A 26633-nucleotide genomic window follows, 5' to 3' on the forward strand; every position below is an offset into this window, starting at 1 on the left:
GTTTTGGGAACTAGTGATAAACTGAAAAGTGTCCGCAAAATTCTTGGAGCAAAATTACTATTTTTTTTGAATATGTCATTTTATCAACTAAAATACCTCTTAAAAATGAAGATTTTTTGCACTATCCATCCATTTGTTAACATTTCGTTAGCATATAAGCATTAAACCAGACAATTTTGAACCTTCTAAACAGCTTGTTTTACAAGCCTCCACCACCTTAATTCTTAAAAATACCTTAAAACCGGATTAGGCTATTATATTTTTCCTTCCAAATCCAATAAAAAGGTATATTCTTTTGCTACCTCTTTTAGCGCCTCAAACCGTCCTGAAGCCCCACCATGACCAGCATCCATATTAATATCCATCATTAAAAGATTTTCATCTTTCTTTACTTCTCTTAGTTTGGCTACCCATTTTGCCGGTTCAAAATACTGCACTTGAGAATCATGAAGACCCGTGGTAACCAGTAAATTAGGGTATTCCTGAGGAACAACTTGATCGAAGGGCGAATATGACTTCATATATTCATAATATGTTTTATCATTGGGGTTCCCCCATTCATCATACTCTCCTGTTGTTAATGGAATAGAATCATCTAACATAGTCGTAACCACATCTACAAAAGGAACCGCCGCAATTACCCCATTATATAGTTCCGGAGCCATATTGACTACAACACCCATTAAAAGCCCGCCTGCAGAACCACCCATTGCATACAAATGTTCGTTAGAGGTATATCCCTCCTCTATTAAATATTTAGAACAGTCTACAAAATCTGTAAACGTATTTTTTTTCTTTAATAATTTACCATCCTCGTACCAAGGTCTTCCCAAGTACTCACCGCCTCTTATATGGGCAATTGCATAAACGAACCCTCTATCCAATAAGCTGAGGCGAACCGTAGAAAAATATGGGTCTATTGTGTTTCCGTAAGACCCATAAGCATATTGAAGCACAGGCGTTGTTTTGCTTAAAGGAGTGTCTTTATGATATACAATGGACATAGGTACTTTTACGCCATCACGAGCTATGGCCCAAATACGCTTTTCCTTGTAATTGTTCTTGTTAAACTTTCCTCCTAGTACTTCTTGCTCCTTTTTAACCTGCTTCTCTTCGGTTCGCATGTTAAAATCGATTATTGAAGTTGGAGTTGTCATAGAATTATATCCATAACGAAGAATTTCTGTATCAAAATCAGGATTACGGCCTACACCAGCTGTATAAGTCTCACTTTCAAAAGGCAGGTAATACGAGTTGGCCCCGTCCCACCTGTTAATTTGAATTTTATTCAATCCATTTGTTCGTTCAGATATTACATAGTAGTCCTTAAAAATATCTATGTCTTCTAAAAGAACATCCTCTCGATGGGGTATGAACTCCTGCCAATTTTTGGAAGATGTATTGGATAAGTCCGTTTTCATTAGCTTAAAGTTGGTAGCCCCATCTTTATTGGTAAGTACGTAAAAGTGGTTCCCATAATGAAAAACACCGTATTCTACCCCTCTTTCTCTAGCCGAAAACATTTTCAACTCTCCGTCCGGATTATCAGCTTGCAAAAACTGGTATTCCGAAGTAAGCGTACTATACGACCCAACAATAATATATTTTTTGGATTTTGACTTGTAAACATAAGTCCCAAATGTATCGTCCTTCTCATGAAAGACTAATATGTCTTCTTTAGCAGCAGTTCCGAATTTGTGCTTTAAAATCTGATCTGCTCGTAAAGTGACTTCATCTTTTTTAGTGTAAAACAAAGTTGCATTATCATCTGCCCAAACTGAGCCTCCAGTCGTATTTTCTATCTTATCTTCATACACTTCGCCGGTTTCTAGATTTTTAATACCAATAACATACTGTCTTCTTGAAACGGTATCGACCCCAAAGGCCGCAAACTTGTTATTAGGACTAACCGCTATACCACCTATACTAAAGTATTCATGACCCATTGCCATTTCGTTCCCATCGAACATAATTTCTTCTGGAGCCTCTAGATTTCCCTTTTTTCGAGCATATATAGGGTATTCTTTACCAATTTCATATCTGGTAATATACCAATACCCGTTCTGCTTATAAGGAACGGATTCATCATCTTCCTTTATTCGGGCTTTCATCTCATCAAAAAGAAGTTCTTGATAATCCTTGGTATGATTCGTTAAAGACTCATAATATTTTTTTTCTGCCTCAAGATGAGATATTACTTCAGGATTCTCTTTGTCATTCATCCAATAGTAGTTATCCACCCTTACATCACCATGCTTTTCTAGGTTGTGCGGAATCTTTTTTGCTATTGGTGCTTTTACTTCATTCATATTTATTTCTTGACTTTGTACTAAGTGCACAAATGTAAGGCATAACCCAACAAGGATTTTCTTTTTTTTGGACAAGCGCATTGTTCATGTTTTTCGTACACAATTTAGTAATTTCGCATTATAATTAAACTTATAAAATCACAACTATGTTTGGAGATATGATGGGAATGATGGGTAAACTTAAAGAAACCCAACAAAAAGTAGAGGCGACAAAGAAACGTCTGGATACAGTTACATTAGAAGAATGTTCCTCAGAAGACTTGGTCAAAGTGATTATTACCGCAAATAGAGAGGTAAAACAGATTCAGATTAATGATAGTTTACTGGAGGATAAGGAGCAGTTGGAAGATTTTCTGATCATGACCATGAACAAAGCCATTACAAAAGCAACACAAGTAAACGAAACCGAACTTGCCGCTGTAGCCAAAGAAGGGATGCCCAATATTCCTGGAATGGACTCGTTATTTAAATAATGGCAAGCTATTTGCTTCTAAATTATCTAAATATTCCACAGATGAAACTATTACTTTTTCTCATAATTCCTTTTTGTTTAATTGGACAGGCCGACACTACAAGTGATATAGTATGGCTAAAAGACTATGATAAGGCTATTGAAGTGTCAAAAAAAGAGAACAAGAATGTCTTGGTTTACTTTACGGGCAGTGATTGGTGTCCTCCTTGCAAAATGTTAAAGCGAGATCTTTTTGATACCGAAGAATTCTCCGAATTATCAAAAAGCTATGTTTTGCTATATGTTGATATTCCTAGGAATAGAGATTTATTAAGCGAAAAGCAATGGAATCACAACCAAGAGCTTTTTAAGAAGCTTAATAAAAAGGGAGTTTTTCCTATGATGTCCGTACTAAATGAAAAAGGAAAGAAGCTAGATGAATACTCCGGATATGGTATGACCGGAGAAGTAAGCTATCATGTAAAGTTTCTCAATAAAAATAAATAATAAAAAAGGCTCCTATTTTTAGGAGCCTTTTTTTTGTGTTTATATAGAAAGTAGATTAGTTGTTGATCAATCTAAATTCTGTTCTTCTATTTACAGCGTGCTCTCTTGAAGTACATGAAACACCGTCCTTACATCTATTCTTAAGTTTTGTTTCACCATATCCGTTAGCAACCAAAAGGCTAGAGTTAATACCTTTTGAAATTAGGTATTGAGCCACTGCTTTAGCTCTTCTTTCAGATAAATCCTGGTTAGAGGAAGCACTACCTTGAGAATCCGTATGAGAAGCCAATTCTACTTTAGCGCCTTCATTCTGGGCCAAAACAGGTAATAAACGAGTATCGATGATTGTTTTTGCCTGAGCGGTTAAAGTTGCACTACCAGAATTCCAATTTATAGGGAGAGCTTGGTAAGTTACCAATTCACACTCAACTTCTTTCCAAGTAGTTAAACCACCTTTTTCTTTCAAAACTTCTTTGGTATAAGTTTTTGTAACCGGTGCAACTGCTTCCTCAACAGTATATGCATCCTTGTCCAATACAGTTCTTGTAATCTCATCATAGACCGCAGGAACTACTTCCTCAACAACTTTGGCAGGAGAAACAAGTATTCTTTTAGTATATGTAGCACTCTTTTCAGGAATGGCAGTCTTGCTTGCCGTAGCATTGTTTGCTAATGTAGAGGTTTCTATAGTTTGAAACTCTGCAGGATATCCCTTGTAACACCAGTACCTACAATCATCAGGATTACCTGAATCACAATCAGGAGCTGAAGCACCTAACTCCCATTGAGCGTATGCAGGCTTTACCTCTATGGTTTGAGAAGCACTACCAAAACTAGCTGGGCTAATACTTAATGAATTACCACCTTCTTTAGAAACGTAACTCACTTTTTCCGATCCCCATTCTTCAGGAATAATTCTTAATTTTTTACTTTCTTCTTTTACCAAAACACGTTCTGTTACGGTCTTGTAGGTAGCAGGTACAGTTTTCAAAACGCTATAACCGGGCTTTACTGTAATAGTCACGGTTTCGTTTACGTAGACATCAGGAGTAGTACAACGCACATAACACTTTCCTGGTTCCGGGTTCGCTGGCAAATCTTGGGCCATACTAAAAGTAGCCGTTAGGACGGCAATTGAAAAAAGAAACTTCTTCATAAGATAGTTAATGTTTAATGTTAATTTATAGTTGGATGTAAGTTACTCATTTAATATTTCTTTAACAAGTCGATTCCTGTTAAGTATCAAGATCATCGATGAAATACATGTTTTTTTAACATACTAAGCAATTATTAAATACTAGCATAGAATAGCACGGACTAATCTTTATTACGATATTCATAAATCTCATATGGATTGATTACGAATCTATTCGAATAAAAATCAAATTAACACTGTTAGGATTATCGGTCTTATTTTGTATCTTTTACCTAAAAAGTGTAAAGTGATAGAAATTATTGATTCGAAGAATGCCAGCCATCAATTTCAGATTAAATCCAGCAGTGGCTCAACCCTATTAACAAGTATAGAGTTTGATATAAAGGAGGGGTTAGAAACAGCTTTAACCACGCTGAAAAATCTTAAAATTACAAGAGGTAATTTTGAACGACAAACAAACCATGAAGGTAAATTTCTATTCAATTTTAAAGATGGGAATGGAATGTTATTAGGTGCGAGTCAACTTTATGATTCCGAGGCTGGGTTGGAAAATGGCATTAAAAACTTAATTAACAGACTTACTGATTTAACGGAGTTATAGAGTTTTTAATATATTTAAAAATTTTTCATGCATTAGATTCGTATAATCCAAATGCGTAACAATACGAAGTTTCCCTTGTCCCATACCTATAATTTGCACATTGTTTTCTTTTAATGTATCAACAAAAACTTCACCCGTCATAACACTTTCATCAATCTCAAAAATTATAATATTAGTCTCAATTGGCTCTACAGTCTTTATATAAGGAAGATTTAGTAACACCTCCCCTATTTCTTTTGCTTTCTTATGGTCATCCACTAATCTTTCTACATGATTGTCCAAAGCATAAATTCCAGCAGCTGCCAGAAAACCAGCCTGCCGCATTCCTCCTCCAAAAATCTTACGAACCCTAAGTGCTTTGTTCATCAATTCTTTACTGCCCACTAACACAGACCCTACCGGGCAACCCAAACCCTTACTTAAACATACACTTATGGTGTCAAATAGTTTTCCATAAGCTAAAGGAGTTTCACTTTTTTGAACCATGGCGTTCCACAAACGCGCTCCGTCTAAATGGTATGCAAGATTGTGGTGTAAACATACCTTTTTAATTTTCTTTAGTTCCTCAATATCCCAACATGCACCACCTCCTTTATTAGTTGTGTTTTCAACACACACCAAAGATGTTAGTGGACTGTGATAAAAATCTGGTGGATTTATAGCTGCTTCAACCTGTCTTGCGGTAATCATTCCCCTGTGTCCATCAATCAATTTACAGGACACCCCACTATTAAAACTGACGCCTCCTCCTTCATAGTTGTAAACATGCGCGTATTTATCGCAGATTAATTGATTGCCAGGATGTGTATGTAATTTAATCCCCGTCTGATTAGCCATAGTTCCTGAAGGAAAAAACAAAGCAGCTTCCTTTCCGAACATTTTGGCAACTTTTTCTTCTAATACATTTACGGTCGGATCTGCCTTAAACACGTCATCCCCCACCTGGGCGGACATCATGGCGTCTAGCATTCCTTTAGTTGGTTTAGTTACCGTATCACTTATTAGATTAATATGCATATATATAATACTTTCTTGTTAAAATTTAATGACTCAATTCTAATATGTCAAAAAACACATTGTGAATAAATTGCTAAATATGGTCAATAGGGGATTAAAGCCCTTTATTTCTCAGTATTTAACAGCATTTATGACAATTAATCGCGACTTTTTTTATGCATATGACAAATTTATATTTTGATTATTATTTTATTCTCTCATATTTAAAAATTTAAAATTAGTAATTTATGTACAAATAAATGTACTATGGTAAACCTCGAAAATCAGATTTTTTCATCCTACAAAAGGAACCCCGTTTTATTTGACGAAATCTTTGATGAAAAAGGACAAGTAAAAGAAGTATATTCTAAACTTTTCAACCTTTACGGAGAGCATTCCATTAATGCGTATGTCAACTTAAACGAAAAAGCTAAAGCTTCTTTTTTTAATCAAGGTATAACGTTCCAGGTGTATGATAAAAAGAAAACTCAAGAAAAGATATTTCCTTTTGACCTTTTTCCCAGAATTATACCGCCCGAAGAATGGGAAATTATAGAATCGGGGTCTATACAACGTAGCAGAGCATTAAACCTCTTTTTATGGGATATTTATCATGATAAGAAAATCATCAGGCAAGGAGTCGTACCTATGTCACTCATAAGTTCTTCTGCCAATTATTTAGATCAGATGGTTGGTCTGAACCCTCCTGGAGGCATCTATAATCATATTTCAGGTACGGATATTATTAAACATAACGATGGCCAGTATTATGTACTTGAAGATAACATTCGGTGTCCAAGTGGTGTAAGCTATGTAATATGTAATCGTACTGCTTTAAAAAGAGCTTTATTCGGGGTTTTTGACCATTACAAAACCTACTCCGTTACCAATTATGCTGAAAATCTTTTGGATTTATTGGAAACCGTCAAACCTAAAGGTGTAGATGTACCAAATGTAGTAGTTATAACTCCGGGCATGTACAATTCTGCATTTTATGAGCACTCGTATCTGGCAAAAACCATGGGGGTTGAACTCGTAGAGGGTAGAGATCTCTTTGTTGAAAACGATTTTGTCTATATGAAGACCATAAAAGGTCCTGTAAAAGTAGATGTTATCTATCGGAGAATAGACGATGCATTCATAGATCCTTTAGAATTTAAACCAGATTCAGCCCTTGGAGTACCGGGACTTTTTGCAGCCTACAAAAAGGGTAACGTAACCTTGGCTAATGCACCCGGAACGGGAGTTGCGGATGATAAGGCCATTTATACCTATATGCCCGAAATCATAAGATACTATCTTAACGAGGAACCCATACTTAACAATGTACATACCTATCACTGCAGTAGGCCCAAAGAACTTAAATATGTTCTGGACAACATTCAAAATTTGGTTATCAAACCTGTAGATGAAGCTGGTGGCTATGGTATATCCATTGGAAATAGATTAACAAAAAAGGAAATTGAAATAGTTAAAGCCGAAATACTTATAAACCCTAGAAAATATGTGGCACAACCTATCATGTCGCTATCGGTACACCCTACTTATATAGATGAGACCGAATCTTTTGAGCAACGACATGTTGATCTTAGAACTTTTACCGTACTTGGGAAAGACCGGGAATTTGTCCTTAAAGGAGGGTTAACCAGGGTTGCATTAAAAAGAGGAAACCTAATTGTAAACTCATCACAAGGCGGCGGTTCAAAAGACACCTGGGTACTAAAGACCTAGTAGGGCAAATAGAGCCTAATGACCTAACATAGTAAAAAGAGAACACTAACTACTAAATAACACCTATGCTAGCACGAGTTGCAAATAACCTTTTCTGGATGGGAAGATACATAGAACGTTCAGAACATATTGCCAGATACCTTCGCGTAAATTATTTTTCATCCTTAGATGCCCCCAACCAGATATCCCAATCCAGACAATTTGTACTTCGTTCAATGCTCACCTTAGTAGGCGACCCAGATGCTAATAAGGAGGGTTCAATTGATGAAGCCGAAGTTCTGTTTAAAATTGGACTAGATCCCAATTACCCTTCATCTATTATAAATAACGTTAGAAATTCGCGAGAGAATGCCAACAGTGCCAGAGATTTAATATCTACAGAACTCTATGAATCCATAAATAAATTCTACCATTTTATTTCTCAATACGATGCTAACGTTTATACTAAAAACGGCCTTGATGATTTTACTAGGAATGTTACAGAAATGTCCGCAATTCTAAGGGGCAAGGTGCGTAGCACGCTTATGCACGATGAAATTTATGCCATTATAATTATGGGCGCGAATATAGAGCGGGCTACCCAAGTAATGCGTATCATAAGTGCTAAATACAATGATGCCCTAAAAGCACAAGGTAGTTATGGCGATAAATTTAAGAATAGTTTTGAATGGACCACTTTATTAAAATGTACGGAGTCTTATGATATGATGCGCAGGCATTACAAAAAAACACCAACGAGTATAACAACATTAGAATTTTTAATACTGAACCCCAATTGCCCACGCTCAATCATGAATAGTTTAAATCAGGTTTGCAAACACATCAAGATTCTGGACAATAAGAAAAAATATGATAGGGACTCTACTTCTTTTCTAGTTGGAAAGGTCAGGGCAGAATATGAATTTAAATCTATTGTAGATATTGAAAAAGATATTCAATTGATTATTAATGACACCCTGAATCATCTTTACGAAATAAGTCAAAAAATGGAGAAAGAGTTTTTTAGTTATTAAACCCTATCTTATAAAGAATTTAAATCGTAAAATAGATTTTTCAACCTTACTTAACGAACCCACAATCACATAATGTCTTTAGAATATTCAATTACATACAAAGCGGAAAACACTTATGAAGAATCCGTACGCGAAGCCTATTGGCAATTTCTTATCATACCAGAAGAGAATGATTCACAACAATTTATTAGCATAGACTTCACTAATTCACTAGATGCCACAAGTGAATTTTCCATAAATGGATATGGTTTTAAAACCATTCGGGTACATCCTAAAGGTGAATTTAAAAGCATTGCCTTTGAAGCGAATTTTAAATTGATAAAAAAAGAAATAAATCCTTTTGATTTTGAACCGGAAGGAGATGTGCAAAAATCATTCGAAAAAATTCAAGAGTTAGATTTTAAGGTTGACCATGATACTTTTTTAAAAACAACGGATTATACCCTTATTCCTGAAAAAAGCAAAAATCTATTTACGTTTGACACTAATCAATCTGTATTTGAAAACCTTCGTGCCTTAAGTAGTTTTACTCACCACTATATAAAATTTAACTCAGAAGCCACAGATGTTTATACCAAACTGAGCGAGTTACTAAATATCCGCCAGGGTGTTTGCCAGGATTTTACACATTTGTTTTGTGCTTTCGCAAGGTTAAATGGTATACCTGCACGTTATGTTTCGGGTTATTTGCATCAGGGCAATGGTTATTTTGGGGATTCACAAATGCACGCATGGGCAGAAGCCTACGTGCCCTTTGTTGGTTGGATCGGTTTTGATGTTACAAATAATATTCTTGCTGGTACAGACCATATAAAAATTGCGCATGGTAAAGATTACAGTAATTGCTCTCCTCTAAGAGGAGTCGTATTTTCAACGGGAAAAAATGAAACTGTTCATTCTGTAGTAGTTAGCAGTCAAGACCAGCAGTAGATTTCTGTTACTGGTTTCCTTTGCTTTGGAAACATTCAATAATTAACTATAGAATAGATAAAAAAGAGTAGTATTTTTGTTTGAAAACAGAATAGAATGACAATTACTACAGACCTATTCAAGGGTCTTCAAGATCGCCTTGGTGCGTTAAGGAGGTATCTTTGACGTTGATGCGAAACTTATTGAAATAGAAAACGAACAGGAGAAAACTTTAGCTCCTGATTTCTGGGACAATCCTCAAGAAGCCCAGGCTCATATGAAATTCATACAGTCTAAAAAGCAGTGGGTAGATGATTATAACGCTACCAAAACATTGGTTGATGATGTAGAGATTTTACTGGAGTTTCAGCAAGAGGGCGAGGATAACGAAGCAGAAGTAACCGCCCAATATACCAAAGCAGTAGAACAGTTAGAAAAGCTTGAGTTTAAGAACATGCTTTCGGAAGAAGGTGATGAACTTCCTGCCGTTCTCCAAATTACCGCTGGTGCCGGAGGCACTGAAAGCTGCGATTGGGCCTCTATGCTCATGCGTATGTATATGATGTGGGCAGAGAAGAACAAATACAAAGTTAAAGAGCTTAACTATCAAGAAGGAGATGTTGCCGGGATAAAAACCGTAACATTGGAAATCGATGGCGATTTTGCTTTTGGATGGTTAAAAGGCGAAAATGGTGTACATAGGTTAGTTCGTATTTCACCTTTTGACAGTAATGCCAAACGGCATACTTCTTTTGCTTCTGTGTATGTATACCCACTTGTTGATGACAGTATTGAAGTTGACGTCAATCCAGCAGATATTACTATAACCACAGCGCGATCAAGTGGTGCCGGTGGCCAGAATGTAAATAAGGTAGAGACCAAGGTACAACTGGTCCATCATCCTACAGGCATACAGATTTCATGCTCGGATTCTAGAAGTCAGCATGACAATAGAGCCACGGCAATGAAAATGTTGAAATCGCAATTGTATGAAATAGAGCTACGAAAGAAAATGGAAGCTCGCCAAGAAATAGAATCCTCAAAAATGAAAATTGAGTGGGGTTCTCAAATCCGAAACTACGTTATGCATCCGTACAAATTAATAAAAGATGTGCGAACGGCAGAAGAAACAGGTAATGTAGATGCTGTTATGGACGGTGATATTGATGCTTTTCTAAAGGCATATCTAATGATGATGGGACAAAAAGAAGAGGAATAGAATAGCTTCCTTAAATGAATTATAAAGACAAATAGAATTTAGAAATGATTAAAATATATCACAACCCAAGATGTCAAAAATCCCGTGAAGGACTTCAAGTACTTGAAAAATCAGGTAAAAAGTATGAAGTAATTAAATATCTAGAAGAAGTACCTTCCAAAGAAGAACTCAGACAAGTATTAGATTGCTTAGGTATTACACCAGAGATGTTGGTTAGAAAAAACGAGCAAATCTGGAAAGATAATTTCAGGGGTAAACTTTTATCCAATGAAGAGGTTTTAGATGCTATGATTTTATATCCAAAACTAATTGAAAGACCAATTGTTGTTAATGGCGGAAAAGCTGTTATTGGTAGGCCAGTTAATTTAATTGATGGAATTATATAGATTAGGCCTTTTCATCGACTATTAGATGAACATTGAGAATCTAGGTATTCCGTTGATTTACAACGGGATGCCTAGTTGCATTTAAATTGTTTTGGCTCTTTAATATTTTGGTACATTTGTTGCAATTTCCATTTTAACAAAGCTTTAACCAAGTCTAGTTAAACTATTTTTAAAAATTACAATCCTATAAACTGATATCGTCATGAAAAACAATATCCCATACGTTATTTTATTTTTTGTCTTATTGCTTTCCAGCCCTGATTTAATAGCTCAGTATGGTTACGGAGGTGGCGGCTATGGCTATGGTGGGGGTGGTTACGGAGGTGGTTACGGAAGACAACGTAGCGCTATACCTCAAGTACAAGAGACTCCAAAAGAACCGGAACCAAAGACTGCCGAACAAATCGTAGATGGTGAAATGCCAGGTATTGCCGAAGCCTTAGAGCTCAACGAATTTGAAACTGCGGTAATGAGTTCCGTATTGAAGAAGTATCTGCAGAAAAGAATCGAAATGCAGATTCTTCAACTTACTCCTGAGCAAATGCGCGAAGGGATGGAGAAAATAACAAAAGCCCAGGATGAGGAGCTAAAGGCGGGACTTCCCATTGAGAAGTATGATGCTTTTGTGGCTATGCAAAAGAAGGGCGTAGCAAAGACAAAGAAAGAAAAGAAACGGGAGAAGAAACGAAAGAAGAAGAAATCTAAAGACTGACATGAAAAAAACGTTCTTGATTGCCCTGTTACTGTTATCGAAAAGTATATTCGCACAACGGCCGCAGAGGCCACAAAATCAAGAACAACAACCCATAACCATTACCGGAACGGTACTGGACAAAGATGATGGATTACCTTTAGAATACGCTACACTCGTACTTCACAGTGTTGAAAATCCTCAAAAAGTAACAGGGGGTATTACAGATATTGATGGGAACTTCAAAGTTGAAGCTCTTCCCGGAAAATATAATATTAGTATCGAATACATATCATATAAGACTTATAAGCTACCCAATCAGCTACTAAGTGAGTCCATAGATCTTGGTACTATAAAACTTGCACTAGACGTTTCACAGCTAGAAGGTGTGGAAGTTGTTGGAGAAAAAACCACGGTAGAAGTTCGTCTAGACAAAAAAATCTACAACATAGGGAAAGACCTTACCACTAGTGGTGCAACTATTAGCGATGCCCTTAACAATGTGCCTTCAGTAAATGTTGATGTGGAGGGTGCAATTAGTCTACGGGGCAATGAAAATGTGAGAATTTTAATTAACGGAAAACCATCAGCTTTGGCTGGTTTTGGTTCTACAGATGCCTTGCGAGAACTTCCTGCAGACGCCATTGAGAAGGTAGAAGTAATCACGAGTCCTTCCGCACGTTATGATGCCGAGGGTACGGCTGGTATTTTAAATATAGTTCTTAAAAGAGAAAAAACATTGGGCTTTAACGGTTCTGTAAACGTAAACATAGGATACCCTGGGCAAAGCGGTATATCTGTTAACGCGAATTTAAGAACGGACAACTTCAATATTTTCAATACTATAGGTTATAGGTATAACGACTCTCCTGGACATGCTTTCTATGAGAATTCATATACCAATGGCCAATATGACCAAATCAATGAAAATCGAGACTACACTCGCAGAAGCAAAGGACTAAACAACAATTTTGGTGTTGAATATTTCATTAATAAAAAATCCTCCATAACCGGAAGCTTTTTTATGCGTTTTCAAGATGGTGATGACCTTACGGAAAATTACAGTAACTACTTTCAAGATGGTTTGCTTACCAGACAAAGTTTTAGGGAAGAGATTGAACTGGAAGATGAAGAAAACTATCAATTCTCCCTAAACTACATGAACAATATTGATGATGCCGGCCAGAAATTAACAGTAGATCTTCAATACTCAAACGGCGACGAAGTAGAAAATTCCACTATAGATGACAATAATACGTTTCCCAATGCAAGCTTAAATACCTTAGAAAGTGTTTATCAAAATGAAATTCAGGATGAATACCTGGTTCAGGCAGATTATGTCCTACCTATGGGCGATGCTCAGTTTGAAGCGGGTTATAGAGGAACCTTTGAAAAAGAAGTTACAGACTACAAATTGGATTCTCTAAACAGAACTACGGGACTTTTTGTTACGAATGAAGATTTAACCAATAAATTTAATTACGAAGAAAACGTAAACGCCGTGTATACGCAATACGGAAACAAATATGGTAAGTTTTCTTTTCTAGCCGGTTTACGTTTAGAAAATACCCAACTCAAAGGAGAAGTTACCTCAGACTACGATACTTCCTCCGTAGAGGAGGCACTAGGCCAAGATGTAGATTTAAATTTTGACAAAAATTATCTGGGCCTATTCCCTACTCTGAACTTAATTTTTGAAATTGGTGAAATGGAGAACATTTCACTAGGATATAATCGTAGGATAAATAGACCCAGAGGTCGTTTTATCAACCCTTTCCCATCTAGATCCAGTAGAGCTAATATTTTTCAAGGAAATCCGGATTTGGATCCGGCCTATTCAAATTCATACGATTTAGGATATTTAAAGCGATGGGACAAGCTTACACTTACCTCTTCCGTATATTACAAACGTGAAACCAATTCCTTTGAATATATTCAAGAAGCCACTGGACAAACTACAACGGATAGTGTTCGCATTATTAGATCTATTCCTATAAACTTATCCTCCAACGAAAGAATAGGCGCTGAAGCAGGTATACTTTACAATCCTAAAAAATGGCTTCGGCTTAATACTAGTGTCAACTTTTTTAAGTTTTCAAGCGAAGGGGAATTTAATGGCGTAGATTATGGAACGGATAACACCAGTTGGTTTGCCCGTTTTGGTTCTAAGGTAAGCTTACCTAAGAAGATAGAATGGCAAACAAATGCGTTTTATATGGGACCAAGACAAAACTCCCAGACCGAAACCCAAAGTATGCTTTCCCTGAATTTGGCTTTCAGTAAGGATATTATGAAAGATAAGGGTACACTTTCCCTAAATGTAAGTGACCTATTGAACTCCAGAAAAAGACAATCCTATACCGTATCTGACGATTTTACTTCTCGAAGTGAATTTCAATACAGACCTAGGTCCATTACTTTATCATTTAGGTATAGAATAAACCAAACCAAAGAGCGTAATAGCAAAAACAGTAGGGGTGGCAATGAAAACGGGGGCGGAGAAGACGAAATGGAAGGATAAAAATTACTCTTAAAATAAAAGCCCTGCTAAAATTAATTTATTAGCAGGGCTTTTTAAGTGTATTTAAAACATAAAAAAGCAAGAAATTGACAATTTAATTTCCTGCTTTTAACTTATATAAAACGTTTACACGCTACGTTTTGCTTTCTTCTTGTCTCTCCACTCTTTATAGAGTTCCATAATATTCCCACCTAACCAATATGGTACCACAAAGGTCAATAAGAAAATCATTAACCAAAACCCTATCGTTAAGATGGTTAAAAATGCTAAAAATCCAAGATACTGATCAAATTCCATGTTCTACATTTTGCATTACAAATATACTTTAGAAAGTATGAAAATTGCAAATTGAAATCGAAAAAAATGGTATAACTTAAAAAAGCCAAAAAATTAAAGCCTCAAGGAGGAATTAAAATGACGAAACAGTACCTTTGTTAACTAACGTAATACTACTGATAATGAGCTTTAGAATCGAAAAAGATACCATGGGCAAAGTAGAGGTGCCCAGTGATAAATATTGGGGCGCCCAAACTGAACGTTCTAGAAATAATTTTAAAATAGGTCCTTCTGCATCTATGCCATTGGATGTGGTTTATGGATTTGCCTATCTCAAAAAAGCTGCTGCTTACGCAAATTGTGAGCTTGGCGTACTTGCTAAAGACAAAAGAGACCTTATCTCTCAAGTTTGCGATGAAATCCTAGAAGGAAAACTTGACGATCAATTTCCGTTGGTTATCTGGCAAACTGGATCGGGTACGCAAAGTAACATGAACGTTAATGAGGTTATTGCCAATCGCGCTCATGAAATTGCCGGAAAAAAAATAGGTGAAGGGGAAAAAACAATCCAACCCAATGATGATGTGAACAAATCACAATCTTCTAACGACACCTTTCCTACAGGAATGCATATTGCCGCTTATAAAAAAATTGTACAGAATACCATACCCAGCATAACTCAACTACGTGATACTTTAAATAAGAAATCAAAAGATTTCGCTAAAGTGGTTAAAATAGGTAGGACACATCTAATGGATGCTACTCCCCTAACCTTAGGTCAAGAGTTTTCTGGCTACGTTTCGCAATTAGACCATGGTCTAAAAGCCTTGAATAACACTTTGGACCACTTAAGTGAATTGGCTCTTGGAGGAACGGCAGTAGGAACAGGATTGAACACACCAAAAGGGTATGATGTTCTAGTAGCCAAATACATAGCCCAGTTCACCGGACTTCCTTTTCGTACGGCAGAAAATAAATTTGAAGCTTTAGCGGCACATGACGCTATTGTAGAAAGTCATGGCGCTCTTAAACAATTAGCTGTTTCCCTAAATAAAATAGCCAATGATGTTCGTATGATGGCCTCCGGTCCTAGATCGGGAATTGGAGAAATCATAATTCCGGCAAACGAACCTGGTAGCTCAATAATGCCCGGTAAGGTTAACCCAACACAATGTGAAGCAATGACAATGGTCTGTGCCCAAGTAATGGGTAATGATGTTGCGGTTTCCGTTGGAGGAACACAAGGGCATTATGAACTTAATGTGTTTAAGCCTATGATGGCCGCTAACATTCTTCAGTCCGCTGAATTGATTGGTGATGCTTGCGTAAGTTTTGATGTGAACTGTGCCGCTGGGATCGAGCCTAATCACGAAGTAATCAAAGAACTTTTAAACAACTCCTTAATGTTGGTTACCGCTCTGAATACAAAAATAGGATATTATAAAGCTGCCGAGATTGCCAACACGGCACATAAAAACGGAACCACATTAAAAGAAGAAGCTGTAAATCTAGGCTATGTTTCCGCAGAAGATTATGATGAATGGGTGAAACCAGAAGATATGGTAGGAAGTCTAAAATAGACAAGCTGCGAAATTGGGAATAAAAAAAAAGGGGCAATCTTATGATTGCCCCTTTCCATTTATATTTAATGGATAGTGTGTTTACTATTTTAAAGTAAACTTGGAAGTTCCCAATAATTTTAATCTATCATCATAAACATTCACCATATAATTTCCTTCTTTAAAATCTCCTGCAGGCTTACTAATGTAATCACATACATCCAAAGATTTATTCTCGTAATAGAAACCTGTTCCTTTACTATAAGTTACAGAAGCTCCAGAATCATTGGTCTTAGAATAGCTTTCCCCTAAAACGTTTCCTTGTGGGTCAAGAACTTCAATAAAAAATTCTCTGTCACCAGCTTGAGCAATAACGTTATCAGCAACAGTAAAACAGATTTTAAACTTGTCACTTCTCTTAGCTCTAGAAGTAGAAACCAGTTTACCACTGCTACGCTCTTTAACAGCATCAACACTAAACTTAGATAAGTTTAGAGCAGAACCTTTCTCAACTACATCGGCCAACTGTGTATTTTGTACAACCAAAGAATCATTAAAAACAGTTTGTTTCTCTAATTCAGTATATGTACTATCTCTCTGCATTGCAATAAAAGTGTTGGACTTGGTAAGTGAATCAACTTGTTTTAGCAAATGCTCTCTTTCTTGTTTTAAAACACTAACCTGTCTCCTGTATTTAGAAAGAGAAGAAATATCAGCTTTCATGCTTTTTACTGAATCGATATATTTTGCAATATTATCTCTTGCTGAAACCAACTCTTCATTTGTAGCATTGCTTTCTAAGATAGCTTTATCATATTCAGACTTTAAGCTATTTAAATCCTCAACTACCAATTGCTTCTCTTGCGTAAGGGCAGTTTCGTTTTTCTTTTTTTCTTGGTATAGACTAACAGTGTAAATTATGGTACCCAAAAGTACTACACCTAGCAATCCTGCCAGCACTTTTAATCCATTGTTGTTTTTTGTTTCAGTCATAATGTTAATATTAATTACTAATAAAAATTATTGGTTTGTATCGCTGTATATACGGAAGGATTTTCTATTTAGATTTTTTGATGTAAAAAAATCAAATAATAAGTCAATCAAAAGTTTACGATATAGTAACTTTAAACATCTGTATGAAATAAACGGAATCTTATGTCAATCAAAATTATACCTTTCAAACCCGTGCATGCCACCATTTTTAAAGAGTTGAACCGTAAATGGATAGAGCAATACTTTTCGGTTGAACCGATGGATATTTATTTGTTGGAAAATTGTAAAGAACATATAATGGATAAAGGAGGATATATATTTTTTGCGGAAAAAGAAGATGCTATAACAGGGTGTTTCGCTCTTTTGCCTGTAAACAACACTACTTTTGAGTTGGGAAAAATGGCCGTATCATCGGAATATCAAGGACTTAAAATTGGTCAGAAGATGTTATCCTTCGCTATAGAATTTGCCAAAGAAATAGCTTTGGAAACACTTATTCTATACTCTAGTACAAAATTGGATATTGCTTTACATATTTATAAAAAGTTCGGGTTTAAAGAAGTTCCAATAGAAAAACATGTAGAATACGCTAGAAGTAATATTAAAATGCAATTAACCCTTTAAGAAGAAGATAATGAAAAAACTTTTATTTATACTATTGAGCTGTAGTGTCCTTTTCCTGGGATGCAAAGAGAATAAAAAAAATAAGGAAGCTATAACGGAAGTGAAAGATACTGCAAAAGACACATCAATAGATGAAGTAACTATTCCTGAGGTAAAAATAACACCTGTGGAACATGCAACTGCCGTTATTGAATGGAACAATATTACAATATACATAGACCCTGTAGGAGGGTCTGAAGCTTTTGAAGGGTTTAAATCTCCAGACCTGATATTAATTACCGATATTCATGGAGACCACTTTAATCTAGAAACCATAGAAGCCTTAGGAACCGATAAGGCTAAAATAATCGTTCCACAAGCCGTTGCCGATAAACTGCCCGAAATGTTTACCCCACAGATTGATGTTTTAAATAATGGTGAGCATAAGGAACGCTACGGAATTACTGTTGAAGCTGTGCCCATGTATAATTTAAGAGAAGAGGCATTAAAGTTCCATGAAAAAGGACGAGGTAACGGATATATATTAAATATTAATGGTCAACGAATCTATTTTTCAGGTGATACCGAAGATATACCAGAAATGAGAGCTTTAAAAAATATAGATAAAGCATTTATATGTATGAACCTCCCCTACACTATGACACCCGAAAGTGCTGCGGAGGGGGTATTAGCTTTTAAACCAACGCAGGTTTACCCATACCATTATAGAGGCAAACCAAATGTTAGTGATGTTTCCAAATTCAAAGAATTGATTAATGCCGGTGATCCTGAGATTGAAGTAATTCAATTGGATTGGTACCCAAAGGAAGACTATTAAAAAATCACAGTCCATAAAAAAAGCTCTTAAAGAAATTCTCTAAGAGCTTTTGTTATATAAAATAGATTCTATTTATCTAATCAATTTCTTATACTTAATACGCTTAGGAATTAAATCCCCACCCAAACGTTTCTTCTTGTTCTCTTCATAATCGGAGAATGAACCCTCAAAGAAATAAACTTGAGAATCACCTTCAAAGGCCAAAATATGAGTACAAATACGATCCAGGAACCAACGGTCGTGAGAGATAACTACCGCACAGCCCGCAAAATTTTCAAGCCCTTCCTCTAGCGCCCTTAATGTATTGACATCTAAATCATTAGTAGGCTCATCTAGAAGTAACACATTACCCTCTTCTTTTAATGTCATAGCCAAATGAAGACGGTTACGCTCACCACCAGAAAGCATATTGACTTTCTTATTTTGCTCACTTCCAGAGAAATTGAACCTGCTTAAATATGCCCTGGAATTTACCTGACGGCCACCCATCATGACCAACTCTTGTTCGTCACTAAAGTTTTGCCAGATTGTTTTTTCCGGGTCTATGTTAGAATGACTTTGGTCCACATAGGAAATCTTTGCCGTCTCCCCTACTTTGAAATCTCCTTTATCAGGAGTTTCCTCTCCCATGATCATTCTAAAAATAGTAGTCTTACCAGCACCGTTTGGACCAATAACCCCAACGATTCCTGCTTGCGGTAATTTGAAATTTAAGTCTTCATAAAGTAATTTATCATCATAGGCTTTACTTACACCCTCTACTTCCAATACATTTGTACCCAAACGCGGACCGTTTGGAATATAGATTTCCAGTTTTTCATCAAGTTGCTTTTGGTCTTGACTCATTAACTTATCGTAATTCTTTAAACGCGCCTTTTGCTTAGTCTGACGGCCTTTAGCCCCCTGACGAACCCAGTCCAACTCTCGTTCTAATGTCTTCTGTCTTTTAGAAGCAGTTTTGCTTTCTTCTGCCAAACGTTTGGATTTCTGGTCTAACCAGCTAGAATAATTCCCTTTCCAAGGAATACCTTCACCTCTATCTAATTCTAAAATCCAGCCCGCTACATTATCCAAGAAATATCTATCGTGAGTTACGGCTATTACCGTACCCTTGTATTGCGCTAAGTGGTGCTCCAACCAGTGCACGGATTCTGCATCAAGGTGGTTGGTAGGCTCATCTAATAATAGTATTTCCGGCTCCTGTAATAACAAACGGCAAAGGGCAACTCGTCTTCTTTCACCTCCGGAAAGCACCCCGATTTTCTTATCTGGGTCAGGCGTGCGAAGCGCATCCATTGCTATTTCCAGCTTCGTGTCCAGCTCCCAGGCATTAGATGCATCAATTTGATCTTGGAGTTCGGCTTGCTTATCCATCAACTTTTGCATCTTATCTGCATCTTCGTATACTTCAGGAAGCCCGAACATATCGTTGATTTTGTTATACTCGTCAAGTATGGCTACGGTCTCACTTACCCCTTCTTTTACAATTTCAAGAACTGTCTTATTTTCATCCAATTCAGGCTCCTGTTCTAAATAACCTACTTTATAACCCGGAGAAAAAACAACATCGCCCTGGAAGTTCTTATCAACTCCAGCAATGATTTTAAGCAAAGTAGATTTACCTGATCCGTTGAGACCTAAAATACCAATCTTGGCTCCGTAGAAAAAACTTAAATATATATTTTTAAGAACGGGCGTATTCGCGTTCTTATATGTTTTGGTGACTCCTGACATGGAGAAAATCACCTTCTTATCATCAGACATATTGTGTTGTTAAATAGCTTATTAAAAGGATATTATAAAATTTAACTAAACTCTTCCTTTAAGTGCGTTAAACACCCAAGCAATAGCAAAAAATCCTATTCCAACGGAGGCAAATCCCCAACCGGCAACTTCATCGTATCTAAAAGCCCCTAAAGCAATTAGTGCCAGACCCACAAAAATCATAATAAATGTGGCCCATGCCAAAACGGTATTTTTATTCATTCCCATGTTAATTCGGTTTCAATTTCGGTAACTTCAAATATCGTAATTTTTAAAATATTTTAAGGCTCTAAGCCTGCTTTTGTTCCTCAAAAGGAAAAATAACTCCAGATTTTTGCCGTACCTCATACAGAAGCCGGGCCAAATCCTTACTATTCTGATGGCTCCAAATATTACTTTGGAGTTGTCCGGAAATTAAACAATCCTGGACTTCTTCAATTTCATAGGTATAACCCCTGCCATGAGTAGGCAGTCCGTAATCAATCAATTCACCTTGTTTTTCTATTGTATACCCCTGCGCTTCGTGCCACCTTGAGTGAAGAAAAATACTGCCTTCACTCCCTGATATTTCAGCTTTCATCTCTGATTTTGAATTCAGTCCACTATATAGAATTGCTTGTGCATTTTCATATTCAAAAATCATTGAAGTCTGCATTTCTACTCCTGTTTTATAAAAATGAGAAGAAGCTTGTATTTTTTTAGGCATTCCCAGCATCAGATAGGATAGAAAGATAGGATATATACCTATATCCAACAAAGACCCTCCTGCCAGATTGGGATTCAAAAGTCTATTTTCAGCATCCCTTCCCAAAGCATAAAAAGCAAAATCAGCATGAATAAACCCAATTGAACCAATTTCTCCATTTTGTATAAGTTGTTTTGTTTTTTGAATGGAAGGATTAAAACGGCTCCACAAGGCTTCCATTAAAAACACTTTATTCTTTTCCGCAACGGCAATCATTTGCTCAACTTGCTCAGGGTTAACGCCCATAGGCTTCTCACAAAGCACATGCTTTCCCTTCTCCATAGCTTTTACGCTTAAACTTTCATGAGACGTGTGCGGAGTGGCAATATAAACTACATCAACTTCATTAGAATCAAAAAGAGCATCATAACTATCAAAAGTGTGGTCTACACCATATTCATTAGCAAATTCCTTAGCTTTATCTTTACTTCTAGAAGCAACGGCGGTAAGTGTACCTCCTGAAACCAGAGCCAAATCTTTAGCAAAAGTGTGGGCAATACTTCCTAACCCTACAATTCCCCAACGTACTTCTTGTGCCATATAGTTTTCGATTTTTTCAAATGTAAACAATTTTACTCCTTATCTTTAAGCATTGAAATGTCAAGGCAAAAAAATGGATTTAAAATTTAATAAGAACGAAGATCACAACAAATTACTCTTAAGCGACCTTAAAAGGCGCTTGGCCCACGTAAAACTGGGAGGTGGTAAAGCGCGTATTGAAAAGCAACACGCTCAAGGGAAAATGACAGCTCGCGAGCGCATTGACTATCTTTTGGATACAAATAAAGATAGTGTTGAAATTGGCGCTTTTGTAGGTGATGGCATGTACGAAGAACATGGTGGATGCCCATCTGGCGGAGTAGTTATAAAAATTGGATACGTTTCCGGCAAACAATGTATTGTTGTTGCCAATGATGCAACGGTAAAAGCCGGAGCTTGGTTTCCTATAACAGGAAAGAAAAACCTACGTGCGCAGGAAATTGCCATGGAAAACCACTTGCCTATTATTTACTTGGTGGATAGCGCAGGTGTTTACCTTCCATTACAAGATGAGATTTTCCCTGACAAAGAGCATTTTGGCAGAATATTTAGAAACAATGCTGTAATGAGCAGTATGGGCATTACCCAAATTGCTGCGGTTATGGGTAGTTGTGTTGCTGGCGGCGCTTATTTACCCATAATGAGTGATGAAGCTTTAATAGTCGATAAAACAGGTAGTATTTTCTTGGCAGGAAGTTATCTGGTAAAAGCCGCCATTGGAGAAACCATAGATAATGAAACTCTAGGTGGAGCTACTACGCATTGTGAAGTAAGCGGTGTAACCGATTATAAAGCCAAAGATGATGCTGATGCGCTGACCACCATTAAAAACATAATGGATAAAATTGGTGACTTTGATAAAGCCGGATATAACAGAAAGCCAGCCGTAAAACCAAAGGAGAATCAAGATGATATATTTGGCATTCTTCCTAATACCCGGACGGACCAGTATGATATGGGCGAAATTATAAAGCGCCTAGTGGACAACTCAGAGTTTGAAGAATACAAAGAAGGCTATGGCAAGACCATTCTAACCGGCTACGCTAGAATAGACGGCTGGGCAGTGGGTATTGTTGCCAACCAACGTAAAGTAGTAAAGACCAAAAAAGGTGAAATGCAGTTTGGTGGGGTTATTTATTCCGATTCCGCTGATAAAGCCACCCGTTTTATAGCCAATTGCAACCAAAAGAAAATTCCTCTAGTATTCCTGCAAGATGTTACAGGTTTTATGGTGGGTAGTAAAAGTGAACATGGTGGTATCATTAAAGATGGTGCTAAAATGGTGAATGCCGTTAGTAATTCCGTAGTGCCTAAATTCACTATCGTAATTGGAAATAGCTATGGAGCAGGAAATTATGCTATGTGCGGAAAAGCATATGACCCAAGATTGATTGTAGCTTGGCCCAGTGCTGAGCTTGCCGTAATGGGCGGTAATTCTGCTGCCAAAGTTTTGCTACAGATTGAAAAAGCATCATTGAAAAAGAAAGGTGAAACACTAACCGAAAAGAAGGAAGCAGAACTTTTTAATAAAATCAAAAGTAGGTATGACAACCAAGTTTCTCCATACTATGCAGCTTCACGTCTTTGGACGGATGCTATTATAAATCCTTTGGATACCCGCAAATGGATATCAATGGGAATAGAGGCTGCAAACCATGCGCCAATTGAGAAAGATTTTAATTTGGGGGTTATTCAAGTGTAGACCTACTATAAAAAACTAAAGCAATCAAAAGGCAATCTTATCCAAGGTTGCCTTTCTTTGTATCTTGCCACTGGATGTTTCCTCAAAACTATCTACAGAAAAAATCCTCTTTGGTATCTCAAACTTATCAAGTGAAGCAAGTTCTTCTATTTTATTTTGAAGTAACACTATATTTGGGTACCCCTCTATTATTAGAATTAATTTCTCTCCTAATTTATCATCTGGAATTCCCGATATAAAAAAACGACTCTCCACAATTGATGCTAATTTACTTTCTATTTGCTCAGGGAACAATTTTACACCTCCCGAATTAATAACATTATCAAAGCGACCCAACCATTTGAATTGGGATTGAGAAATTAAACTTACCATGTCATTCGTGTAAACAAGTTCGCTAGAAACTCCGGGCGCATCAATTATCAAACAATTTCTTTTATCTGTGGATATTTTTACACCGGACAAAGTCGTAAATACATCCATATCAGCCGTTTGATTTAATATAGGCTTCACTGCTATATGGGTGATGGTTTCAGTCATGCCATAGGTTTCATAAACTTTTGTATGCTTTGTATTTTTTAGAAATCGTTGTTTCAACTGGTGTGCCACAGGTGCTCCACCAACGATTAACTTCTTAATTTTATTCAGCTTCTCAAAAGAATTTTCAAACTGCAGAGGAACCATTGCCACAAAATCATATAACTTATCCGTTTCCTCTAATGGATATGAAGACGGATTAACACAATCTATAGCAAGACCTAGAACCATGGCCCTTACCAACATCATTTTGCCGGCAATATAAGTTGCGGGCAGACATAGTAAAGCGCTGTTATTAGCCTGAAGTTCAAAAAAAGTGCCGGTTGCATGAGCTGAGTTGACCATATGCTGCTTTTGCAAAACAATCGGTTTTGGTTTACCAGTAGAACCCGAAGTATTTACGGTTAAAGTAGATTTCCCATTTAACCAGTCTATTAAAAAATCTCCGATAGCTTTTTCATACTCCTCACCTTCTTTGACCAAACTATAGGCCACTACTTTTAGCTCTTCTTTTGAATAAGACCTGCCATTAAATTTAAATTGATCGTGAAGAATCTTATATGTCTCCATTCTCTTGTTTTAAAGCGAAAAATGTCTCCTCAGAAAGAATTTCGCCTGTAAGACGGTCTTTCCAATTGGACCAATTATATTTTTTTGAAAAGAGAAAAAGTAATATAGGATATACTACAAATACAGGAACCAAAACATCCCACCCTAAAACAGGGTCCGATACATCTCTGTATAGCGAATCTACCTGAAAGGCCGTCCAATCAGCAGTTACTAAAAGTGCTGCTGTTAAATTGTTTGCAGCATGAAAACCCAATGCCAACTCCAGACCTTCGTCCATTAACGTAATAATACCTAAAAAAAATCCGGTACCAATGAAAAAAATCAATATACCGTAACCCAGTTTACCAACTTCCGGATTAAAAATATGCATAAGCCCAAAAAGTAACGAAGTTACCATTAAAGGTACCCACCTATTCTTTGCTATAACCCCAAGCCCTTGCATCATATAGCCGCGCATATAATACTCTTCCATACTTGTTTGCAAAGGAATCATCAAAACGGATATAACTGCTAGAACTAAAAAGGGGCCCAGCTTAAAATTAAACTCGTAGTCTTCTGGAGCCAGTACAATACCCACAAAAATAAAAGCCGTAGAAATCAGTGCCCAGATGATAAAGGCGAAGAATATCCTTTTGTAATCTATCTTCTTCCTTGAGGTCGTGAGCTGCGTAATTTTTTGTTTATGCACCAAGGTCACATAAGCAAAAAGACCTATCAACCCAATTACAAAGGTTAATAACATAAAGAAAAATAAGCCATTGGAACCTAAAACCTCTGCCATTGCACCCATATCTCCAGTGCCCAAGACAGACAGGGAATCAGCTTCTACCAAAAGAGCAATTATCAAAGGAATTCCTCCAATAAACTGCCAGACAAAAAACACGACCAATAGGCCAACAACATATCGCCAAGAATCACTTAAACCTTTATAGGCCTGTTCTATATACATAAATCTTTTATTAAATTAGTTTTCCAACTCTTTTCATTACTATAAAATAATTGCCCGTTTTTGACTGTTAAGGGAGAATCAAAATTATTTGTATACAAACCACCTGTTCCTAAACCCTGCGGCATTGAACTTTGCAAAGTATAGGTCCATTGAGCTATTGCATTTAAACCAATATTACTTTCCAGAGCACTTGTCACCCACCAACTAATATTCATTTTCTGAGCTATATCAATCCATTCTTTGCAACCTTTGTAACCACCTACTAAACTTGGTTTTAAAATTATATATTGAGGGTTTATGGTTTGTAGAAGTTCTTCCTTTTTTGTTACGCCAAAAACGCCGATTAATTCTTCGTCTAATGCGATTGGCAAAGGTGTTACTTCACATAAGTCCTTCATTGCCGAAAACTGCCCCGGTTTAATAGGCTGTTCTATGGAATGAAGTGAAAACCGACTCAACTCTTTCAATTTATGAATAGCTTCATTTGGAGTAAAACCTCCATTAGCATCTACACGTAGTTCAATTTTAGAAGAATCAAACTTCTTACGGATTGAAGCGAGTAAGTTTATTTCCGTGTCAAAATTGATTGCTCCAATTTTCATTTTGATACAACTGAACCCTTCTTCAAGTTTTTGGTCAATTTGATCATGCATAAATTTCTCATCTCCCATCCAAATAAGTCCATTTATGGAGATTGACTGTCGTTGACTAATAAATTCAGAAGGAAAAAGTTTAAAAGGATTATCCGCAGAAAGCGATAAAAATGCTTGCTCCACACCAAATTGAATGCTAGGAAATTCTATTAAAGCATCCCATAGTGCATCTTTGCCAAGATGAATATTATTACATGTCCACATTAGCTTATCCTCATAACCATCAACATCATCAATACTCAACCCTCTTAGAATTCCACATTCCCCCACACCATATTTTCCATTTTCATTCAGGATTAGGAACCAGGTTTCTTTATGTGTAAGCACACCACGCGAAGTTCCGCTGGGGCGTTTAAAGTTTAACGTGTACTTTTTATATTGTGCATGCATATTTAGCATCAAATTTAGCTATATTTT

At 36.7% G+C, this 26633-nt stretch carries 25 protein-coding genes; 14 read left to right on the top strand and 11 right to left on the bottom strand.

What is annotated here, in order from left to right; all coding sequences use genetic code 11:
• Window positions 1-254: 254 nt before the first annotated feature.
• Window positions 255-2309: a S9 family peptidase gene (locus KO521_RS08545; protein ID WP_252729945.1), complete on the bottom strand. Its 2055-nt coding sequence runs from the start codon at window positions 2307-2309 to the stop codon at window positions 255-257.
• Window positions 2310-2455: 146 nt separating this feature from the next.
• Here KO521_RS08545 and KO521_RS08550 point away from each other — a divergent pair, with 146 nt between their 5' ends.
• Window positions 2456-2782, top strand: a complete 327-nt coding sequence (locus KO521_RS08550) for a YbaB/EbfC family nucleoid-associated protein (protein ID WP_215939472.1) — start codon at window positions 2456-2458, stop codon at window positions 2780-2782.
• A gap of 41 nt (window positions 2783-2823) precedes the next feature.
• Entirely contained in the window at window positions 2824-3267 is a 444-nt protein-coding gene (locus KO521_RS08555; protein WP_215939473.1) for a thioredoxin family protein, read from the top strand.
• A gap of 55 nt (window positions 3268-3322) precedes the next feature.
• Here KO521_RS08555 and KO521_RS08560 read toward each other — a convergent pair whose 3' ends face one another.
• Window positions 3323-4423: an OmpA family protein gene (locus KO521_RS08560; protein ID WP_215939474.1), complete on the bottom strand. Its 1101-nt coding sequence runs from the start codon at window positions 4421-4423 to the stop codon at window positions 3323-3325.
• A 286-nt stretch (window positions 4424-4709) separates the two neighbouring features.
• Between KO521_RS08560 and KO521_RS20530 the strand changes: the two genes are divergently transcribed.
• The gene (locus KO521_RS20530) at window positions 4710-5024 is read left to right on the top strand and encodes a YegP family protein (protein ID WP_215939475.1); all 315 of its coding nucleotides are present in this window, start codon (window positions 4710-4712) and stop codon (window positions 5022-5024) included.
• On the opposite strand, the gene KO521_RS08570 is transcribed toward KO521_RS20530, so the two are convergent.
• The gene (locus KO521_RS08570) at window positions 5019-6041 is read right to left on the bottom strand and encodes a threonine aldolase family protein (protein WP_215939476.1); all 1023 of its coding nucleotides are present in this window, start codon (window positions 6039-6041) and stop codon (window positions 5019-5021) included. The two genes, KO521_RS20530 and KO521_RS08570, sit on opposite strands and share 6 nt — an antisense overlap.
• A 246-nt stretch (window positions 6042-6287) precedes the next feature.
• Between KO521_RS08570 and KO521_RS08575 the strand changes: the two genes are divergently transcribed.
• From KO521_RS08575 to KO521_RS08605, 7 genes are all read left to right on the top strand, one after another.
• Window positions 6288-7751 (top strand): circularly permuted type 2 ATP-grasp protein, encoded by a 1464-nt coding sequence (locus tag KO521_RS08575; RefSeq protein ID WP_215939477.1) that lies wholly within the window; start codon window positions 6288-6290, stop codon window positions 7749-7751.
• A gap of 65 nt (window positions 7752-7816) precedes the next feature.
• On the top strand, window positions 7817-8764 hold the full coding sequence (locus KO521_RS08580; protein ID WP_215939478.1) for an alpha-E domain-containing protein: 948 nt from the start codon (window positions 7817-7819) through the stop codon (window positions 8762-8764).
• A 72-nt stretch (window positions 8765-8836) separates the two neighbouring features.
• On the top strand, window positions 8837-9694 hold the full coding sequence (locus KO521_RS08585; protein WP_215939479.1) for a transglutaminase-like domain-containing protein: 858 nt from the start codon (window positions 8837-8839) through the stop codon (window positions 9692-9694).
• 96 nt (window positions 9695-9790) lie between these two features.
• Window positions 9791-10892, top strand: a protein-coding gene (gene prfB, locus KO521_RS08590; RefSeq protein ID WP_252729946.1) for a peptide chain release factor 2 whose coding sequence is annotated in 2 segments (ribosomal slippage) — window positions 9791-9856 and window positions 9858-10892 — 1101 coding nt in all. Because the reading frame shifts where the segments join, the coding sequence is not laid out codon by codon here.
• Between the two features lie 44 nt (window positions 10893-10936).
• Window positions 10937-11278: an arsenate reductase (glutaredoxin) gene (arsC, locus tag KO521_RS08595; RefSeq protein ID WP_215939480.1), complete on the top strand. Its 342-nt coding sequence runs from the start codon at window positions 10937-10939 to the stop codon at window positions 11276-11278.
• Between the two features lie 202 nt (window positions 11279-11480).
• Window positions 11481-11990, top strand: a complete 510-nt coding sequence (locus tag KO521_RS08600) for a hypothetical protein (protein WP_215939481.1) — start codon at window positions 11481-11483, stop codon at window positions 11988-11990.
• Between the two features lies 1 nt (window position 11991).
• Window positions 11992-14490, top strand: coding sequence for an outer membrane beta-barrel family protein (locus tag KO521_RS08605; protein WP_215939482.1), 2499 nt, complete (start codon window positions 11992-11994; stop codon window positions 14488-14490).
• A 126-nt stretch (window positions 14491-14616) separates the two neighbouring features.
• Here the strand turns inward: KO521_RS08605 and KO521_RS08610 are convergent, their stop codons facing one another.
• A complete protein-coding gene (locus KO521_RS08610) occupies window positions 14617-14787 on the bottom strand; it encodes a hypothetical protein (RefSeq protein WP_215939483.1) in 171 nt (56 codons plus the stop codon).
• A gap of 161 nt (window positions 14788-14948) precedes the next feature.
• Between KO521_RS08610 and fumC the strand changes: the two genes are divergently transcribed.
• Entirely contained in the window at window positions 14949-16346 is a 1398-nt protein-coding gene (fumC, locus tag KO521_RS08615; RefSeq protein ID WP_215939484.1) for a class II fumarate hydratase, read from the top strand.
• A gap of 84 nt (window positions 16347-16430) precedes the next feature.
• Here the strand turns inward: fumC and KO521_RS08620 are convergent, their stop codons facing one another.
• Window positions 16431-17318 (bottom strand): hypothetical protein, encoded by an 888-nt coding sequence (locus KO521_RS08620; RefSeq protein ID WP_215939485.1) that lies wholly within the window; start codon window positions 17316-17318, stop codon window positions 16431-16433.
• A gap of 162 nt (window positions 17319-17480) precedes the next feature.
• On the opposite strand from KO521_RS08620, the gene KO521_RS08625 reads away from it, so the two are divergent.
• Together KO521_RS08625 and KO521_RS08630 are read left to right on the top strand one after the other, a co-directional pair.
• Window positions 17481-17942 carry a GNAT family N-acetyltransferase gene (locus KO521_RS08625; RefSeq protein WP_215939486.1) on the top strand — a complete coding sequence of 154 codons (462 nt, stop codon included), beginning with the start codon at window positions 17481-17483 and terminating at the stop codon, window positions 17940-17942.
• 10 nt (window positions 17943-17952) lie between these two features.
• Window positions 17953-18759: an MBL fold metallo-hydrolase gene (locus KO521_RS08630; RefSeq protein ID WP_215939487.1), complete on the top strand. Its 807-nt coding sequence runs from the start codon at window positions 17953-17955 to the stop codon at window positions 18757-18759.
• 72 nt (window positions 18760-18831) lie between these two features.
• Here the strand turns inward: KO521_RS08630 and ettA are convergent, their stop codons facing one another.
• The 3 genes from ettA to KO521_RS08645 form a co-directional block, all read right to left on the bottom strand.
• Window positions 18832-20523, bottom strand: coding sequence for an energy-dependent translational throttle protein EttA (gene ettA / locus KO521_RS08635; RefSeq protein WP_215939488.1), 1692 nt, complete (start codon window positions 20521-20523; stop codon window positions 18832-18834).
• A 45-nt stretch (window positions 20524-20568) separates the two neighbouring features.
• Window positions 20569-20751, bottom strand: a complete 183-nt coding sequence (locus tag KO521_RS08640) for a CAL67264 family membrane protein (protein ID WP_013995358.1) — start codon at window positions 20749-20751, stop codon at window positions 20569-20571.
• Between the two features lie 61 nt (window positions 20752-20812).
• Entirely contained in the window at window positions 20813-21808 is a 996-nt protein-coding gene (locus KO521_RS08645) for a Gfo/Idh/MocA family protein (protein ID WP_215939489.1), read from the bottom strand.
• A gap of 73 nt (window positions 21809-21881) precedes the next feature.
• Here KO521_RS08645 and KO521_RS08650 point away from each other — a divergent pair, with 73 nt between their 5' ends.
• Window positions 21882-23510: an acyl-CoA carboxylase subunit beta gene (locus KO521_RS08650; RefSeq protein WP_215939490.1), complete on the top strand. Its 1629-nt coding sequence runs from the start codon at window positions 21882-21884 to the stop codon at window positions 23508-23510.
• Between the two features lie 24 nt (window positions 23511-23534).
• Here the strand turns inward: KO521_RS08650 and KO521_RS08655 are convergent, their stop codons facing one another.
• From KO521_RS08655 to KO521_RS08665, 3 genes are read right to left on the bottom strand one after another with little or no spacing between them, the layout of a single operon-like run.
• Window positions 23535-24614, bottom strand: a complete 1080-nt coding sequence (locus tag KO521_RS08655) for an AMP-binding protein (RefSeq protein WP_215939491.1) — start codon at window positions 24612-24614, stop codon at window positions 23535-23537.
• Entirely contained in the window at window positions 24601-25563 is a 963-nt protein-coding gene (locus KO521_RS08660; RefSeq protein WP_215939492.1) for a CPBP family intramembrane glutamic endopeptidase, read from the bottom strand. The genes KO521_RS08655 and KO521_RS08660 overlap by 14 nt, the downstream gene beginning before the upstream one ends.
• A complete protein-coding gene (locus KO521_RS08665) occupies window positions 25554-26606 on the bottom strand; it encodes an o-succinylbenzoate synthase (RefSeq protein ID WP_215939493.1) in 1053 nt (350 codons plus the stop codon). The genes KO521_RS08660 and KO521_RS08665 overlap by 10 nt, the downstream gene beginning before the upstream one ends.
• Between the last annotated feature and the right edge of the window lie 27 nt (window positions 26607-26633).

Source organism: Zobellia uliginosa (genome assembly GCF_018860745.1).
In the GTDB taxonomy this organism is placed as follows: domain Bacteria; phylum Bacteroidota; class Bacteroidia; order Flavobacteriales; family Flavobacteriaceae; genus Zobellia; species Zobellia uliginosa_B.